Here is a 16,850-nt window from a genome sequence, read left to right as displayed (position 1 = left end):
TTCGATTTGGGTCTTTTTCGCATTTCCCATTTTCATGCCCTTTTGGTATAATGTTTTTGGTGATAGTATGGAAAATATACACGATGTACGAAAGCTGCTGCTGAAGTTTGGTACTTTTATTTATACAGCAGACCGTTTAGGTGATTTAGAATTAATGATAATGGAAATAAATGAACTATATGAATGGAAATTAATTAGTGTAGAGCAATTTCAACAAGCGTTATTGCTTCTGAAAAAAGAGATAAGAGAATATAAAAAGGGGACGGAAGACAATGAGTGAACTATTAGCAGGCGTAGATATCGGCGGTACGACCGTTAAAATTGGATTTATTACAAAAAATGGAGATATCATTGAAAAATGGGAAATCCCTACGGATTTAACAAATGAAGGGGTCCATATCATTTCAGATATTTGGGCAAGCATTGAATCAAAATTACAGACACCGTCATTTAAGGATGCTTCTATAAAAGGAATTGGCGTCGGAGCACCGGGCTTTGTAGATGCGCATGCCGGTATTATTGCAGAAGCTGTAAATATTGGCTGGAAAGATATTCATTTAGCGGAAGAGCTTGAAAAACTGGCGAACGTTCCCGTTTATGCTGAGAATGATGCCAATATTGCCGTATTAGGAGAGAACTGGGTCGGTGCAGGGAATCAATCCAGAAATTTAATTGCCATCACACTTGGTACAGGTGTTGGCGGCGGAATTATCGCAAATGGGTCCATCTTAAATGGTGCCAATGGAATGGCAGGCGAAATTGGCCATATCGAAGTATTAGAGGATGGTCATTTATGTAACTGCGGTAAAAGAGGATGTCTAGAAACCATTACATCAGCAACAGGCATCGTCAGACAAGGAATGGAAAAGGTGCAGACAAACCCGGAATCCCAATTGGCGAAATTATTTCAATCAGAGGGAAGTATTACCACCCAGCATATTTTTGAGCTGGCTAAACAGGGAGACCAGGCTTCTAAGGAGATTATTGACTATACCGCAGATGTTTTAGGGAAAGCGATGGCAAATATGTCAATGATTATTAATCCTTCCAATATTTTGATAGGCGGCGGGGTTTCCAATGCAGGGGATTATTTAATTGACGCTGTTACAAAAGCATTCAGAAAACACGCATTGCCAAGGATAAGCGAGGTATGCACGATTAAAGTTTGTCAGCTCGGCAATGATGCAGGCATTATTGGCGGAGCGTATCTGGTATATGAAAATAATAGTTAATTGATTTTCAGACTTGATTTTTTTAGATTATCTACTAAAATAGTAATTTATGAACGGGTATTAAAATAAAATGATTTAATGTGAAACCTTTTGCTTGCCAAATCGTATGAAAAAGATGTAGAATTCATTAATTGTAGGTTTACATTAGTTTATAAAATGGGAAGTAGTATGTTAGAGGATAAACTCGAATTCCTGTTTTTATTATTTAGGAGAGGATATAATGAAACGATTTAAAAAGCCAAAGATACCGCTCTATGTCATAGCGGCGTTACTTCTTGGCCTGAAAACGTATATTGTCTATCGATTTGTATTTAATATTGAACTTGATAACTCCATGCAGGAATTAATTCTGTTTATTAATCCATTTGTGTCAGCATTCTTAATACTGGCATTAGGGGTCTGGTTTAAAAAGTCTTCCAGACAAATGAAATATATTCGGTATGCGATGCTGGCAATGTCACTGATTGTCTGGGCAAATCTGGTATTCTATCGCCAGTTCACAGACTTTATCACCATCCCGCAATTATTTATGGGAAGCAATATGACAGATTTAGGATCCAGTATCTTAACTTTGATTAAGCCATGGGACCTGTTCATATTTGCTGATGTGGCGATTGTCTGGTATATAAGTAAGAAATTTGCAGGAAATTTATCTGTCTTGTACCCTAGAAGCGGAAAAGTCGGGGTTCTGGCGTTTTCATTAGTTTTACTTGCAGGTAACTTTTTCTTAGCAGAAATGGAAAGACCACAGTTATTCACCCGTGGTTTCGACCGTGAATATTTAGTGAAAAATATCGGGCTGCTTAACTATCATGTATACGATGTTGTTGTTCACTCAAAAAATGAATCACAGCGTGTTTTTGCTGACGGAAATGAAATTCCTGAAATTCAGGAATTTATAGAAGAAAATGTAGATCACGAGCGCAGTGAAGAAATGAATGGTATTGCGAAGGATAAAAACATTATTTTCCTTAATGCAGAGTCATTGCAACACTTTGTGATGAACAGTGAAGTAAATGGGGAAGAGGTTACACCATTCCTGAATGATTTAGCTCAAGATGAGGATACGTATTACTTTGACAATTTCTATGAACAAACTGGTCAGGGGAATACATCTGATTCCGAATTCTTAGTAGAAAATTCATTGTACCCGCTGTCCCGCGGTGCTGTATTCTTTACCCACGGAGGAAATGATTATCATTCCTTCCCGGAAATGATTAAAGAAGCCGGTTATAGTTCTTCCGTATTGCATGCGAACAATAAAAGCTTTTGGAATAGAGACGCAATGTATGACAGCTTAGAAATCGATGAATTCCTTGGTGAGGAGTCATACGATGTCACACCAGAAGATTCTGTAGGATGGGGTTTGAAAGACAAACCGTTCTTTGAACAATCTATCCCGCTTCTGGAGGATCTGGAAGAGCCGTTCTATTCAAAAATGATTTTACTGACAAATCACTTCCCGTTTGAATTAGATGAGGAAGATGCAACAATTGATAAATTTGATTCCAATTCCAATACACTGAACAGTTATATCCCAACTGTACGTTATATGGATGAGGCTATTGAAGAATTCTTTGATGAATTGAAAGAATCCGGTATGTATGAAGATTCTATTATCGTCATTATGGGTGACCATATTGGAATCAGCGCAAACCATAATAAAGCGATGGCCCAATATTTAGATCAGGATGAAATTACTCCTTATGATCAGGTGCAATTGCAGCGTGTACCATTATTTATCCACATCCCTGGAGACGGTAATGGCCAAGTAATGGATGAGATTGCCGGTCAAATCGACTTGAAACCAACCATGTTAAACATGCTTGATGTCGATCCTGGTGAAGATATCTATTTCGGTAATGACTTATTCAGTGATGACAGAAAAGACTATATCGCATTGCGTAATGGCGATTTTGTCAGTGATGATTATGTAAGTACAGCTGGAATCTGTTATGACCGTGAAACAGGAGAGCCAATGGATCAGGCTATTGAAGAAGAGACTGATTCAGATGAAGAAGCAAGTGAAGAGTTAGAACAGGTAGAAAGTGCTTGTGACTCCATTCAAGAAAAAGTGGATACAGAGCTTTCTTACTCTGATTCCATCATTTACGGAGACTTATTCCGATTTGTTGATTTTGGAGATGAGGAAGAGGAATAATAAAAACGATGCAGGTGCTCATCACCTGCATCGTTTTTTGTATCAATTAATTAATCAGCTGTCTCTATTTTGTGCTTTTGTTTCACAAATAATTTAATAAAATAAATAAAAACGATAGCTATAAATGAAATGCAATAATAAAGAATCTCGGCTCTTTTATCGCAGTGTAACTGGCTGTGACTGCGATTACCAATGTTGTCAGGTTAGTGCGACCGCTACGGAAAGCGGGGTATATTTCTGGAGCCTAAGATTACTCATCCCATGAAACCCGTTAGAGCGGTTAGCTCCCACTTTTTAGATACTTCTAAAAGTGCAATAAAAAACAGATTCATTTTATGTTGTTTAACATAAAATGAATCTGTCCATTTCGTTTTAGCCCGTAATTTCTGAAATAATAGTGGCGATGGAGAAGAATCCAAAGACAACTGCAGTCAGAGCAGAAAATAACAGCGCCAGTATATTTTTATATTTCAACTGACGAATCACGGATACGACCGCTAATAGTGCAACTGCTAAAAATATAACTCCTAATATAATATGGCTCATCCGAAATTTTCCTCCTTTTCAACGTAATTATTCTTGTGTAAAAAGTCAGTATTTAATACTATGTAATTATCGTTAAACTATTTATATTTTATAGTATTTCCAAGTGTTTGTCGAGTTATTATAAAAGAATGGAGAGATAGGTATGGAAATTATTGCGATGCCGGTAGGTTTAGTCCAGGCAAATTGCTATATCGTTTACAAAAAAGAAGAAAAAGATGCTTTAGTTATCGACCCCGGCGGTGAACCGGAGAAGATTATTGCTGCCATTGAAAAACATCAGCTGAATGTGAGGGCAATATTGCTGACCCATGCTCATTTTGATCATATCGGCGGTTTGGAAGGAGTCCGGGAGTTTACAAATGCACCGGTTTATCTTCATAAAGCTGAATGGGATTGGTTAGGGGAACCTAAATTAAATGGTTCAGCTAAATTAATGGGACAGCCCGTAACTGCGCAAGCGGCAGATAAAGAATTAGAAGAAGGACCATTGGAAGCTGGCGGATTTTTCATGGAGGCATTACACACACCCGGCCATTCGCCGGGAAGCATCAGCTTTGTTTTTCCTGAAGATAATTTTGCTGTTTGCGGAGATGTCCTGTTTCAACAGGGGATTGGAAGAACAGATTTAGTTGATGGGGATATAGATATTCTTGAGCATACGGTAAGGGAAAAATTATATCGTTTGCCGGAGGATCTGACGGTTCTTCCCGGACACGGACCTGCAACGACAATCGGCTATGAGAAGAAAAATAATCCTTTTTTTCCGGCATAGAAAGGTAGTATCTTTATTGCGGGAACAGAATTAAATAGAAAAAAGACCATCTATAATCCAATACAGATGGTCTTTTTTCGATGTTTTTAATGTCCAAATCCAGGTACCAGGATAAACTCAGAATACCAAGTATATCCAACAATAAATACCGTACAATATGCACCAAACAGATACATGTACATACGTTCAGACAGCTTTAAGTAACTCAGTGTAAGGAAAAACGCCGTTTGAACAAGGAATAATAGTGCAGTATTCAGCATGTCACCTACATAAAACATAACTGTAAAAATACCTGTCCAAAAGGCAAGAACACGAAACATGCGGTCCATGTCTTCCCCCTCCTTTATAGGTAACGTTCTCATAGTTATTATATACGAGCAAGAAAGGATTGTAAACGATTCTTATAGATATCATGCCCAATTAGCATAGATTTAATTTCAAAACAATGAAAAATCATTCAAATTAATGTTGAACCTGTCCTTTTATGCGTAAGGGCGGGATAATCGATAAGTATGATTGCTCTCTGTTGGTTTGATTAAAAAAACGATATAAATTGTATTGTTTCTTTCTTTGTGAAGTGTTATGGTAACATCTCCCTGAGGAAAAACATAATCAGTCTGATAGGGAAAAGAAATCTCGTCATCACCTGTTTCATTCTGGAATTGCTGATACGCCATTTGAAAAAGTGTCTCTATTTCTATATGATACAGCTGATTTTGAGCAACAACTTTTGACGTATGGTAATGATAAAGCAAAAAATGGATTGAAAGAAATACAATAAGAATTACCCAGACGACATGAAATAATAAAAATCCTTGCTGGTTATGGATAATTGTAAATCGTTTTTTCATAAACGTCACCTGATTCTTTGGTAATGGTTAAAAAAATAGCGTTTGCTTGTTCTTCAAACGTAATATCAGCAACCTGTCGAAGATAAATTTCATGACCTAATCCATTTACCTGCCTGCGTATCGTATTATTGTAGAGACTGACGCGGGCTATACTTTCTGTGTGGTCGTTTCGATCAGTAGCACGGATATATAATTGGTTATTCGCTACATGCGCAGAAGAGGAAGACATGACATCATAGTGTAATTGAGTAAAAAATTGTTGTACAGATAAGGCTTCCGTATTTGTTTGTTTCAGCTGCAATGCAGACAGAGCATAAGATACAAAAGGCAGTGTTAATACCAGGATGGTCATAGCAACGAGCATTGAGATGAACGTAAAACCTTTTGTATTACTCCATAATCGCATAAAGGCATTTACTCTCTGTTTTTTGTTTTGCATTAGTCCATTCTGCACATCCTTTCAGGTACTTACCTTCCAGCGAAAAAGAGAAGGCTGCAGGCGTCTGGTAAGGAGTTACGGTGTAGTTACCTGAAAAAGGTGCCGCTCCCGCCAGAATACCCTGCATGTCATCATGTAATTTACTTGTGATTTGTACTTTTTCAATGGAATTATACTGTTCTTTTGCAATGATGGAGAGAAGCGGCAAAAGTATCGTCAGCATGGAGAATAGAAGCAGGGACGCAATTAAAGTTTCAAATAAGGTAAACCCTTTATCTTTTTTCCACATAGTATCTGCCTTTCCCTAACGGAAATACAATCTGATAAGGCTCTCCTGCCAAGCTTACTCGAATCGTCTGGGGATTTTTAATAACCCCGCTGATGTAGAATTCAACATTTTTGGGAAATGAGGTCACTAACGAAAATTGAGCCGGATATTCCCGCTTGATTTCTCTAAACCGATCAAGCACAATGCTGTAGCTGTCTGGATTAAACTTTAGTACATATGGGATATCGTTTTCCTGCGTGCTTGCTGTGCTTTGCAAGTAGAGCACATCCATTTCTAATGTATCAAAAAAATGCTGCAGCTCGAATTTATCTATTTGCTCCACCTGCTGCCTGGGAATGAGTAAAAGAATAATCGACAGGATGGATAATGCAAACAATGCCTCAATCAGTGTAAACCCTCGTTCAGTTTGAGGCATTTACAACACCATTAGAAATGGAGAGCTCATTTCCGTTTGAGCATGTCCGCTGGTCTTCGGTGATATAATCAGCGCTTACCAGCTGATTCATACTGGAAGGTAAATTGCCTGTATCAATATGATAAGCATCTGCCTGAGCTTGTACGACAGAAATTAATGCATCACAGCCCTTCGAGTGAACATCCCCTGTTTTCTTGCCCAGATTCGGTATAATTAAAATCATTATTACCGAGATAACCATTAAAACTATCAACATTTCAATCAGTGTGAATCCTTTTGAACTTTTTAACATAAAAACCGCTCCTTTACATCGTATTCATTAATTCAAACATAGGAGACATCAGACTAATGTAAATCAATATGATAAATGCTCCGATAATCGAGAAAAAAACAGGTTGGATATAAACAATCCTTTTTTGAAGCCGCTGATACATGGTATCAATCGAAATATCTGCATAGATAGCTAAATCCTTCGCCAGGCTTTTCGCATCCATATTAGAGGATAAAATATCCGACAGATGGCTCTCTAAAAATTCCATCGTTGTTAACAGTCCGTGAATGGATCTTCCTTTAAAATATTCCAGCTGCATCTGCTTCGCGTAATAAGAAATAATCGGAAGCTTAGTCTGCCGGGACATATAACTTAATAATTCCTTCATCGGCATCCCGGTTTGCAGAAGAGAGCTGTATAATGCGGCAAAGTGAAAGGATGTTTGTCTTTTTACGTAAGAGCGGTAGAGAGGCATTCGTTTATATATAGACAGTTTTGTTTCTAAAGAGATATTATTTCTTGAAAATAGCCAAACAAGCGCAACAAGGGTGGAAAGAACAAAAAGAATAAGGAGAGAATATCCGAGCCATGTAGAAAGAAAAATAACAGCTTGCAGCAGCATAGGAAGCTCACCAAACATCAGCTGCTGGAAGGAAGGGATGACACGTGAATAAATAAAAAATAACAGTCCGCTAAAAATTATCATTAATATAAGGGGATAACGCACTGTTTGCTGAAATTTACGAATGTAGTGAACGCGTTGCTGAAATAATTGATAGCAATGCTCGATTCGTTCATAAATATCTGCTTTTTCCCTTACTACAAAAAGGTAAGAGACAATGGAATGATGGAAACCAGCCTGATCCATTGCTTCATCCAGCTGTTGCCCTGCTTCCAGATTACTTAAAACCTGTTTGGAAATGTGTTCTAATTCACCGTAATATTTCATTGCATCTAAGGAATGGACAAGGGTAAGGCCTCTGGAAAGCATGCGCTGCAAAACGTGTAAAAATTGCAGCTGGGTGGTAATCGTTAACCTTTGATTATTGGGGAGAAATCGTTTCAGTAAAACCATAAGCAAATGCCTTTCTTTGTAAATTTTTAAATTGCTGCTTTTCCGGGAGAGTTTGGAGATTGCCTTCAATAGCTTTTGTCAGGTGGACGCCTTCAATCAATTCTCCGATTGCACTCCGCTGCTGTTTATTCTTTCTTCTGATTGGAATAAGGCGCAGGGCGCCCACCCCGATCAGAATCTGATGAAGGTCAGCTGTTTTGATTCCCATCTCTTTCAAACGGAAAATCGTACCGACTGCATTTTTTGCATGCAGCGTACTGAGGACAAGGTGACCGGTCAGGGCAGCCTCCACGGCAAAGTGCGCAGTTTCTTTATCCCGTATTTCCCCGACCATCAGAATATCAGGGTCATGACGCAACGCAGCTTTTAATCCCGCTTGATAGGAAATACCTGCACGCTCATTGATTTGTACTTGCAGAATTTGCTTTATTTTTCTTTCGATAGGGTCCTCTAAGGAAATAATTTGACAAGGCCTTTCTTTCATTTCCGTTTCTAACAGGGAATATAATGTAGATGATTTCCCGCTTCCTGTTGCCCCGGTTATCAGGATAAGACCCGATTCATGGCTCATCCATCTTCGCATTTGCTCTATTTGTTTTGGAAAAAGAAATAAATAATCCAGCGGTAAAGTGTCATTTTGAGGAAGAATCCGGATGGCAATCGTTTCTTGCTGATAATGGGGAAGGGTTGAGATACGAAGTGCATAATCTTTTGATTCGAAACTCCAGATCATCGTACCTGCCTGAGGCTTTCTGCTTTCACCGATATCCATATTGGCATTGAATTTAAAAAATGTTCTTAGAAGCTGGTATTGCTTTGTTAAAATGGTCCGGATGAAGGTACGTTTCCCGTGGATGCGGAAGTAGATTTCTGTTTCCTGCTCATAAGGATAGAAGTGGATATCGGATGCATGCTGCTTCGTGGCCGACTGAAAGAGATCGTCAGATAATTTAGTGACGTGATTCATTAGCTCACCTCCTTTACAACTAATTCTGACATAACTTATAATTCGACATTTTTTTTAAATGTCCTTCTTTTTATCAAAAAAGAATAGAATTTTTTTAATTGTTTAAACTAAAAATAGAACGGTCTTTAAAAAGGAGCGATGATAGAGTATGAAAAGCAATGACTATATCCGTTTTCTGACAGAAGAAGCGGTGAAATACATGAACTTATCTTCAGAAGAAAAAGCAGAGCGCAAACAAAAAAAGAAGAAATTATCTTATCCGATGTATGGTAACAAATGGCTGGGGGTTATTCCTTTTTCCATTCAGTCCTGGTACCATGAAAGAAAAAATAGCCGGGATTAATCCGGCTATTTTTCATTCATTGTGGATGCAGTTAAGTAAAAAATTCCTCCATTAATCACCTGAAATGTAATCATTGGTTTAAACCGCTTCTCCAACGCTTCTAATTCTTCTACATACCTTGGATGATCAAGTTCATCCGCATAAAAATGCTTTAAGGTAGCTTTTTCCGCTTCCAGCTGTTGGATAGATGCAGCAGCCCATGCGTTATCCTGGTTTTGAACGTGTTGTAATAAAACGTTTTGAATACGGAGAAATCCACTTTTGGGATTAATCATCGGCGTCAGCGTATAACAATAATCGGATATGGCTCTATCAAGCGGGATACGATCTAAATAATCCATCATATTTAAAGCCATATGCCCGTGAAGCAGCTGCAGGCCGACAGAAAATATTTCATCCTTATGCTGGACACCACGGTAGCTGATTTTTATATTGACTACAAGCCAAGGATACAGGGGAGTGTTTTCCGATGTGCGGACCTCCTCAAATAATCTGGTATAACGTTCTTTTTCCGTTAATTTATTAATAATTTGATGCAGTCTCGGACTCCCAAAATGAATCCATTCCCCTGGTTCACTCGCTTTCTCTTTGTCCGTAATCAGACGCAGCGCCTGGGGCTCTCCTTCCCGGCCGATTTTTTTAATGTAATGCCAGTAGAAAGGGCGGTTCATTAATTCTTTGTCCATTTCTTCGGTAAGCTGGATATGAATTTGTCCCTCGTCTTTAGAAAGGATGGTACAATGTTTGGTTTCAAAATAGCTGGTTAGAAAATCGGATAAATCAATTTGCTGTTCCATCTCTATATTGCTCCTCGTTTTGTATTTCCTGGTTTGCCTGCTCCATCACGTATTTCAAATTATCGAGCTTAATACGAACTTCTCCAGCTGAAGTGGATTCCTGATAGATAGATTCTATTTCTTTCTCCATACTATCTACTTTCAACTCTGCTAAAATGGCATCTAAATTACCAATTACATTCTCAAACAAGTTTATTTTTTCGTAAAGCATGGACAATATATGCTCTTCAATCGTCTGCTTCGTGACAATGTTGTAGATATGCACATCTGATTCTTGGCCAAAACGGTGAATACGGCCAATTCGCTGCTCTAAGCGCATCGGATTCCAAGGTAAATCATAGTTGATCAGATGATGACAAAATTGCAGATTAATTCCTTCGCCGCCGGCTTCGGTGGCAATCAGAACCTGTGCGTGGTCCCTAAATAATTGCTTCATCCAATCTTTTTTTCCTCGTTTAAAGCCGCCGCGAAAAGGTACTGAAGAAATACCGTGCTGCTGCAGATACCATTGCAGATAGTACTGTGTAGCGCGATATTCGGTAAAAACAATCACTTTTTCACCATTCAGCGATTTAATCAGATTGGTTAATTCCTCCGCTTTGGGATGCTGCTCCAGCTGTTCAATATTTCCGATGACTTCCTGAATAGCTTCATGATTTCCGGCTTGGTCTAATTTCATCAAAGAGGTAAAGCAAGCCTCTCTGGAAGAACAGAATTCACGTAAATAAGTGATTTTAGCAAAGGATGCCATTCCAAAAGACAGCTCCATTAATTGGTGATAAACCTTGTGATAGCTTTCTGGAAGAGAAGTCCAAATGGTTTGGATTTTTCTTTTAGAATTGTTTAAGCTGGTATCTTTCCTTGTATTACGGACCATTACCTGCTGGACAAGCTTCTTCAGATAAGGATCCTGTTCCATTTTTTTGCGGTCCTTTCCATACTTCTCTGTAAAACTTTTATAATTCCCTAGATGTCCAGGCTTTAAAAGGCTGACAAGATTAAATAATTCTAACAGCTTATTTTGTACCGGCGTAGCAGTTAATAAAAGACAATACTTTTTCTTTAATTCTTGAACAAACTGGTAGTTTTTTGTCTGCTCATTTTTTAGTTTATGAGCCTCATCCACCAGGATAAAATCATAATCTATATCTAAAATAGCCTCCCGATGCGGAGAACGCTTGGCGGAATCAATGGAAGATATAATAATTGGATTATCGTCCCAGCTGTAATTTTTACGATAGGCAATGGCAGGAATGAGAAATTTTTCGTTTAATTCTTTTTCCCATTGATTTACGAGAGAAGCCGGAACAAGAATTAATGCTTTTTTCACCAGCCCTCTTACCATATATTCTTTTAGAACCAGTCCTGCTTCAATTGTTTTTCCAAGTCCTACTTCGTCCGCTAAAATGGCACGGCCATGCATCGTTTCAATTACTTGTTCGGCAGCTTGTAATTGATGATCTAAAATATCCAGATGCGGCAAATATTCCAGCGCCTGCAAGCCTTTGAAAGAAGGGCGCTTTGTTACATTTGCAGCCTGATATGCCATACGAAATAGCTCCCAATTTGTTAAATCATTTTCATCACGAAAGGCTGACTCTAAGTCCGTAATGAATTGATTGTCTTGTTGAATTTGAATAGAATCCATTTATTCGATGCACATCCTTTCGGGTAAAATATGGTTTTTCAATTACTTTTTTAAAGAGTTATGATATACTTTTGTCAAATAGATTTTCCTGCTAACATACTATATGATGAAGGATTATATATCCTTTAGTATAACCAACATGAATATATTCAATCAGCGGATGAATACAAGGGGAGAGCTTACAGTTTATGTAACGCCGAAGGAGCAAGTTAAGAGCGAATCTCTCAGGCAAAAAGACTCTTGTAGGACGCTACTCTGGAGAGCGTTTATAGGCATCAGCTGCCTATAAACCACCCACGAAGCAAATATTCACATGATGAAGACCGTTTTCTTTGTGAATATGCAACTTTCTGGTTTGCGGACAGAGACTTCTTTTAGGAGGAGTCTCTATTTTTGTGTTTAAAATCAATTTCTTTAAATCACCAGCAAATGTTATAAGGATGTTCACGTATTTCAATCAACCTTAGTAAGGAGAGAAGCAGATGAGTGAATTAAAACGTACACCGATTTTTCCAGCTTATGAAAGGGTTGCCAAGACCATTGATTTTGGCGGATGGGATTTGCCGGTGCAGTTTTCAGGTATTAAAGAAGAGCATGTAGCGGTCCGGACAAAAGCCGGTCTGTTCGATGTGTCGCATATGGGCGAGGTTTTGGTGAGCGGTCCGGAAAGTGTTCATTTTTTACAGACGACTTTAACAAATGATGTAACAAAGCTAGTGCCAAACAAAGCACAATATACGTTTATGTGCTATGAAAATGGTGGAACAGTCGATGATTTAATTGTATATATGCTGGCTGAAAATGAATACTTGCTTGTTGTAAATGCTGCTAATACGGGGAAAGACGTTGCCTGGCTGCAGGAACAAAATAATTTCAATCCGAATGTTACCATAGAAAATGTTTCGGAAAATTATGCGCAATTAGCTTTGCAAGGACCGAAAGCAGAGCAGATTTTACAAAAGATTGTAAAAGAACCGCTTCAAGATATCTCTTTCTTCCGTTTTAAAAAGGATATTGAAATGGAAGGAATGAAAGGAAAGGCCCTCATCTCCAGAACAGGGTACACAGGCGAAGATGGTTTTGAAATTTATCTCGATTCTGAAAATGGCAAAGATTTGTGGAATACACTGCTTGAAAAGGGAAAGGAAGAAGGTATCCAGCCAATCGGTTTGGGAGCAAGAGATACGCTGCGCTTTGAAGCGAATCTTGCTTTATACGGGCAAGAGCTGTCAGCTGATATTTCGCCATTGGAAGCTGGTTTAGATTTTGCTGTGAAGCTGAATAAGGGAGTAGATTTCATAGGAAAAGAAGCACTTGAACAGCAAGCAGCTAATGGGACAGAAAGAAAGCTTGCAGGAATCGAAATGATTGATAAGGGTATTCCAAGACACGGCTATCCAGTGTACCAGGGAGATACCGAGATTGGTTTTGTTACTTCCGGTACACAGTCACCTACACTAAACAAAAATATTGGTCTCGTACTGATTCAATCTGATTCCGCAAAGATTGGAGCAGAGGTGGAGGTTCAGGTTCGAAAGCGCCGCTTAAAAGCGAAGGTGGTCAAGACACCGTTCTACCGTAGATAATCATCGTACATTTTCACAGGAAAAAGAGTTCGGGGAAAAAAGTTTCACTTTATCAGCGCAGTAAAATAAGGGGGAGAAAAGATGGAGTTTCGTTATTTACCGATGACCAGGGAAGATAAACAAGAAATGATGGATGCCATAGGGATAAAGGATACGGAGGAGCTGTTTGCAGATATTTCAGGCAATGTTCGTCTCCAGAAGGAATTAGAGTTAAAAGAACCAAAGAATGAATATGCATTGACGAAGGAATTAACAGCAATGGCGAATAAAAACACATCTACGAAAGATGTTGTATCCTTTCTTGGGGCAGGTGTATATGATCATTACACACCTTCCATTGTGGATCATGCCATTTCAAAACCTGAATTTTATACAGCATATACGCCTTATCAGCCGGAAATTTCCCAGGGAGAGTTGCAGGCAATTTTTGAATTTCAGACAATGATTTCTGAACTGACAGCTTTACCAATCGCGAATTCTTCTATGTATGACGGAGGTACGGCTTTAGCAGAAGCAGTAAATTTAAGTGCCGCCCAGACTAAACGAAAGAAAGTGCTGGTATCGGACGCCGTCCACCCTGAATATCAGCAGGTTATTCATACGTACGCAAAAGGACAGGAAGTTGAAATAATTCCGATTCCATTAAAAAATGGAAAAACAGATCTCGTCCATTTGGAGGAACTCTTGAATGAGGATATTGCCGGAGTTGTCGTCCAATATCCGAACTTTTTCGGACAGATAGAGCCAATGGAAGCAATCCAAAAGCTGTTAGAAAATCAAAAGAAGACCATGCTGATTGTGTCCAGCAATCCGCTCGCCCTCGGCTATCTGACTCCGCCGGGAGAATTTGGTGCGGACATTGTAACCGGCGACACGCAGGTATTCGGTATTCCAGCCCAATTTGGCGGGCCGCATTGCGGATATTTTGCAACAAGTAAAAAATTAATGCGCAAGGTTCCGGGACGTCTGGTCGGTCAGACAAAGGATGAAAATGGAGTCAGAGGCTATGTGCTGACGCTGCAGGCACGGGAACAGCATATTCGGCGTGACAAGGCAACTTCCAATATATGCTCCAATCAGGCGCTGAATGCATTAGCCAGCTCTGTTGCGATGAGCTCTATCGGCAAGCATGGGATACGGAAAATGTCCGAAATGAATATGCAAAAAGCCCGTTATGCAAAGAAGAAATTGAAAGAAGAAGGTATTTCGATAGTTTATGATGGCCCGTTCTTCAATGAATTTGTCATTCAGTTAAACCAGGACATTACTAAAGTAAATGCTGCTTTGCTTGAAAAAGGAATTCTTGGCGGTTTTGATTTAGGAAAAATCGACCCTTCCTATCATGGTCAGATGCTTGTGGCTGTGACAGAAATTCGTACAAAACAAGAGATAGACCAACTTGCAAAAGAATTGGGGGATATGCATGGCTGATAAAAATTTTCCATTATTATTTGAACGCAGTAAAGTAGGGAGAACGAGCTACAGCTTACCGGAATTGGAAATAGATGCCTTTGATTTAGAAGAAGAATTAGAGGACGTTTATATTCGCAAAGAACCTCCTAAGCTGCCGGAAGTAAGTGAACTGGATATTATTCGTCACTATACGGGGCTGGCATCCCGTAATTATGGAGTGGATTCCGGGTTCTATCCGCTTGGTTCCTGCACGATGAAGTATAATCCGAAAATTAATGAAGACATTGCGCGTCTGGAAGGCTTCAGTCATATTCATCCCTATCAGGATCCAAACACGGTGCAGGGTGCTCTGGAGATGCTCTATGATTTACAGGATTCATTAAAAGAAATTACTGGCATGCATGAGGTTTCATTACAGTCAGCTGCCGGTGCGCAGGGAGAGTGGACTGCATTAATGATGATTCGTGCTTTTCATGAGGCCAATGGGGATTATCACCGTACAAAAGTCATTGTACCGGATTCTGCCCATGGAACCAATCCGGCGTCTGCAGCAGTAGCCGGGTTTGAAGCAGTTACCGTGAATTCAAATGAAGAAGGACTGGTGGATCTGGATGATTTGCGGCGGGTTGTCGGGGAAGATACAGCAGCCTTAATGCTTACCAACCCGAACACGTTAGGATTATTTGAAAAAGATATTTTAGAAATGGCAGAAATAATACATGGTGCCGGCGGTAAGCTTTACTATGACGGCGCTAATTTAAATGCGATTATGGGTTATGTCAGACCGGGAGATATGGGATTTGATGCAGTACATTTAAATCTTCATAAAACGTTCACAGGTCCGCATGGCGGCGGCGGTCCGGGCTCAGGACCGGTAGGAGTCAGCGAAGAGCTGGCAGCATATTTGCCAAAACCATTAATTATTAAGGAAAAGGACTCGTTTCGCTTTGATTATGACAGACCGCAGTCTATCGGCCGGATAAAACCGTTCTATGGGAATTTTGGTATTAACCTGCGTGCGTATACGTATATTCGTACGATGGGAGCAGAGGGCCTGAAAAAGGTCAGCGAATATGCCGTACTCAATGCGAATTACATGATGCGTCAGTTAGAAAAAGTATTTCAACTGCCTTATCCGCAGCATTGTAAGCATGAATTTGTACTGTCGGGTAGCATTCAGAAAAAACTTGGCGTTCGCACATTAGATATGGCGAAAAGGCTGCTGGATTTTGATATTCATCCGCCTACCATTTATTTTCCGTTGAATGTGGAAGAAGGCATGATGATTGAGCCTACAGAAACAGAATCGAAAGAAACGCTCGATTCCTTTATTGATATCATGACCCGTATAGCAAAAGAAGCAGAAGAAGACCCGGAAACTGTACAGGAAGCACCGCATCATACAATTGTGAAGCGGATGGATGAAGCAACCGCTGCACGTAAACCAATCCTGCGGTACGAAGAATCGTAAACCATCATAAAAGCTGATTTAGAGGTTATGCTCTGAATCAGCTTTTATTTTTAGCCCAATTAACAGCTTTCACAAAATGGAAAACAAAGGCTTTATTTTTTCATTTTAATCTTTCCAGTCCATTTTTTAAATCCGCCTTTAAGCTGATAAATTTCTTCAAATCCTTTTTTATGCAGGAGCTGCGCAGCTCTTGCGGAACGGCTGCTGTTTTGACAATACAGGTAGACCGGCTTGTCCTTTCTCAATTCCACAAGTCTTTGTTTCATTTGCGTTACCGGGATATTACGCGCTCCGAGAATATGACCTTTATCAAATTCCTGCGGCTCACGTACATCGATCAATTGTGCTTTGCGGTAGCCTTCTACAAATTGATCTTCTGTCAGTACATTTAAATAAGTGCGTTGTCTATAGTAGCGAAAAATAGTAATCGCAAGCAGAACAACTAAAGCAATGAGTAAAAATGTCATTTTGTTTCCCCCGTCTATCTTTATATTCTACACTCTTATTATATGGGCAGCGTTTTTATTTTTCAAAGTTTTTATTTTGCAGGCGGATATTCATCTTAAAAAAATAT

The 16,850-nt window shown here is 39.4% G+C and carries 20 protein-coding genes and 1 riboswitch; of the genes, 8 read left to right on the top strand and 12 right to left on the bottom strand.

What is annotated here, in order from left to right:
• Positions 1-67 precede the first annotated feature (67 nt).
• The 3 genes from MKY65_RS14425 (at position 68) to MKY65_RS14415 (ending at position 3,393) form a co-directional block, all read left to right on the top strand.
• The gene (locus MKY65_RS14425) at positions 68-280 is read left to right on the top strand and encodes a YqgQ family protein (RefSeq protein ID WP_339177945.1); all 213 of its coding nucleotides are present in this window, start codon (positions 68-70) and stop codon (positions 278-280) included.
• Positions 273-1,232 (top strand): ROK family glucokinase, encoded by a 960-nt coding sequence (locus MKY65_RS14420; protein ID WP_339177943.1) that lies wholly within the window; start codon positions 273-275, stop codon positions 1,230-1,232. Before MKY65_RS14425 ends, MKY65_RS14420 begins: the two co-directional genes overlap by 8 nt.
• A gap of 220 nt (positions 1,233-1,452) precedes the next feature.
• Positions 1,453-3,393, top strand: a complete 1,941-nt coding sequence (locus MKY65_RS14415; protein WP_339177941.1) for an LTA synthase family protein — start codon at positions 1,453-1,455, stop codon at positions 3,391-3,393.
• A 372-nt stretch (positions 3,394-3,765) separates the two neighbouring features.
• Here MKY65_RS14415 and MKY65_RS14410 read toward each other — a convergent pair whose 3' ends face one another.
• Entirely contained in the window at positions 3,766-3,939 is a 174-nt protein-coding gene (locus MKY65_RS14410; protein WP_084612994.1) for a DUF2759 family protein, read from the bottom strand.
• Positions 3,940-4,081: 142 nt separating this feature from the next.
• Between MKY65_RS14410 and MKY65_RS14405 the strand changes: the two genes are divergently transcribed.
• The gene (locus MKY65_RS14405) at positions 4,082-4,711 is read left to right on the top strand and encodes an MBL fold metallo-hydrolase (RefSeq protein WP_339177939.1); all 630 of its coding nucleotides are present in this window, start codon (positions 4,082-4,084) and stop codon (positions 4,709-4,711) included.
• Between the two features lie 86 nt (positions 4,712-4,797).
• On the opposite strand, the gene MKY65_RS14400 is transcribed toward MKY65_RS14405, so the two are convergent.
• The 8 genes from MKY65_RS14400 to comGA all read right to left on the bottom strand — a co-directional run bounded on the left by MKY65_RS14400 (position 4,798) and on the right by comGA (position 9,018).
• Complete coding sequence (locus tag MKY65_RS14400; RefSeq protein ID WP_040985302.1) at positions 4,798-5,040, bottom strand: DUF2626 domain-containing protein; 243 nt, start codon at positions 5,038-5,040, stop codon at positions 4,798-4,800.
• Between the two features lie 153 nt (positions 5,041-5,193).
• Entirely contained in the window at positions 5,194-5,562 is a 369-nt protein-coding gene (locus MKY65_RS14395) for a hypothetical protein (protein ID WP_339177935.1), read from the bottom strand.
• Positions 5,534-5,968 carry a competence type IV pilus minor pilin ComGF gene (gene comGF, locus MKY65_RS14390; RefSeq protein WP_339177934.1) on the bottom strand — a complete coding sequence of 145 codons (435 nt, stop codon included), beginning with the start codon at positions 5,966-5,968 and terminating at the stop codon, positions 5,534-5,536. Before comGF ends, MKY65_RS14395 begins: the two co-directional genes overlap by 29 nt.
• Positions 5,952-6,290: a hypothetical protein gene (locus MKY65_RS14385; RefSeq protein WP_339177931.1), complete on the bottom strand. Its 339-nt coding sequence runs from the start codon at positions 6,288-6,290 to the stop codon at positions 5,952-5,954. Before MKY65_RS14385 ends, comGF begins: the two co-directional genes overlap by 17 nt.
• Positions 6,274-6,705, bottom strand: coding sequence for a competence type IV pilus minor pilin ComGD (comGD, locus tag MKY65_RS14380; RefSeq protein ID WP_339177930.1), 432 nt, complete (start codon positions 6,703-6,705; stop codon positions 6,274-6,276). The genes MKY65_RS14385 and comGD overlap by 17 nt, the downstream gene beginning before the upstream one ends.
• A complete protein-coding gene (comGC, locus tag MKY65_RS14375; RefSeq protein WP_339177928.1) occupies positions 6,692-6,997 on the bottom strand; it encodes a competence type IV pilus major pilin ComGC in 306 nt (101 codons plus the stop codon). The genes comGD and comGC overlap by 14 nt, the downstream gene beginning before the upstream one ends.
• A 13-nt stretch (positions 6,998-7,010) precedes the next feature.
• Positions 7,011-8,051 (bottom strand): type II secretion system F family protein, encoded by a 1,041-nt coding sequence (locus MKY65_RS14370; RefSeq protein ID WP_339177926.1) that lies wholly within the window; start codon positions 8,049-8,051, stop codon positions 7,011-7,013.
• Complete coding sequence (comGA, locus tag MKY65_RS14365) at positions 8,020-9,018, bottom strand: competence type IV pilus ATPase ComGA (RefSeq protein WP_339177924.1); 999 nt, start codon at positions 9,016-9,018, stop codon at positions 8,020-8,022. Before comGA ends, MKY65_RS14370 begins: the two co-directional genes overlap by 32 nt.
• 148 nt (positions 9,019-9,166) lie before the next feature.
• On the opposite strand from comGA, the gene MKY65_RS14360 reads away from it, so the two are divergent.
• Complete coding sequence (locus tag MKY65_RS14360; protein ID WP_339177922.1) at positions 9,167-9,361, top strand: YqzE family protein; 195 nt, start codon at positions 9,167-9,169, stop codon at positions 9,359-9,361.
• A 5-nt stretch (positions 9,362-9,366) separates the two neighbouring features.
• Here MKY65_RS14360 and MKY65_RS14355 read toward each other — a convergent pair whose 3' ends face one another.
• Positions 9,367-10,158: a YqhG family protein gene (locus MKY65_RS14355; RefSeq protein ID WP_339177919.1), complete on the bottom strand. Its 792-nt coding sequence runs from the start codon at positions 10,156-10,158 to the stop codon at positions 9,367-9,369.
• Positions 10,142-11,806 (bottom strand): SNF2-related protein, encoded by a 1,665-nt coding sequence (locus MKY65_RS14350; protein ID WP_339177916.1) that lies wholly within the window; start codon positions 11,804-11,806, stop codon positions 10,142-10,144. The genes MKY65_RS14355 and MKY65_RS14350 overlap by 17 nt, the downstream gene beginning before the upstream one ends.
• Positions 11,807-11,966: 160 nt before the next feature.
• Positions 11,967-12,056, top strand: a riboswitch (glycine riboswitch).
• Positions 12,057-12,288: 232 nt separating this feature from the next.
• Between MKY65_RS14350 and gcvT the strand changes: the two genes are divergently transcribed.
• The 3 genes from gcvT to gcvPB all read left to right on the top strand — a co-directional run bounded on the left by gcvT (position 12,289) and on the right by gcvPB (position 16,276).
• Positions 12,289-13,392: a glycine cleavage system aminomethyltransferase GcvT gene (gene gcvT / locus MKY65_RS14345; RefSeq protein WP_339177914.1), complete on the top strand. Its 1,104-nt coding sequence runs from the start codon at positions 12,289-12,291 to the stop codon at positions 13,390-13,392.
• An 81-nt stretch (positions 13,393-13,473) separates the two neighbouring features.
• Positions 13,474-14,823 carry an aminomethyl-transferring glycine dehydrogenase subunit GcvPA gene (gcvPA, locus tag MKY65_RS14340; protein ID WP_339177912.1) on the top strand — a complete coding sequence of 450 codons (1,350 nt, stop codon included), beginning with the start codon at positions 13,474-13,476 and terminating at the stop codon, positions 14,821-14,823.
• Positions 14,816-16,276: an aminomethyl-transferring glycine dehydrogenase subunit GcvPB gene (gene gcvPB / locus MKY65_RS14335; RefSeq protein WP_339177909.1), complete on the top strand. Its 1,461-nt coding sequence runs from the start codon at positions 14,816-14,818 to the stop codon at positions 16,274-16,276. The genes gcvPA and gcvPB overlap by 8 nt, the downstream gene beginning before the upstream one ends.
• Before the next feature lie 92 nt (positions 16,277-16,368).
• Here the strand turns inward: gcvPB and MKY65_RS14330 are convergent, their stop codons facing one another.
• A complete protein-coding gene (locus MKY65_RS14330) occupies positions 16,369-16,743 on the bottom strand; it encodes a rhodanese-like domain-containing protein (protein ID WP_042534741.1) in 375 nt (124 codons plus the stop codon).
• Positions 16,744-16,850 lie beyond the last annotated feature (107 nt).

The sequence above is a fragment of the Oceanobacillus sp. FSL W7-1293 genome (genome assembly GCF_037969815.1).
In the GTDB taxonomy this organism is placed as follows: Bacteria; Bacillota; Bacilli; order Bacillales; family Amphibacillaceae; genus Oceanobacillus; species Oceanobacillus oncorhynchi.
This window is presented reverse-complemented; position numbering and strand designations above follow the sequence as displayed.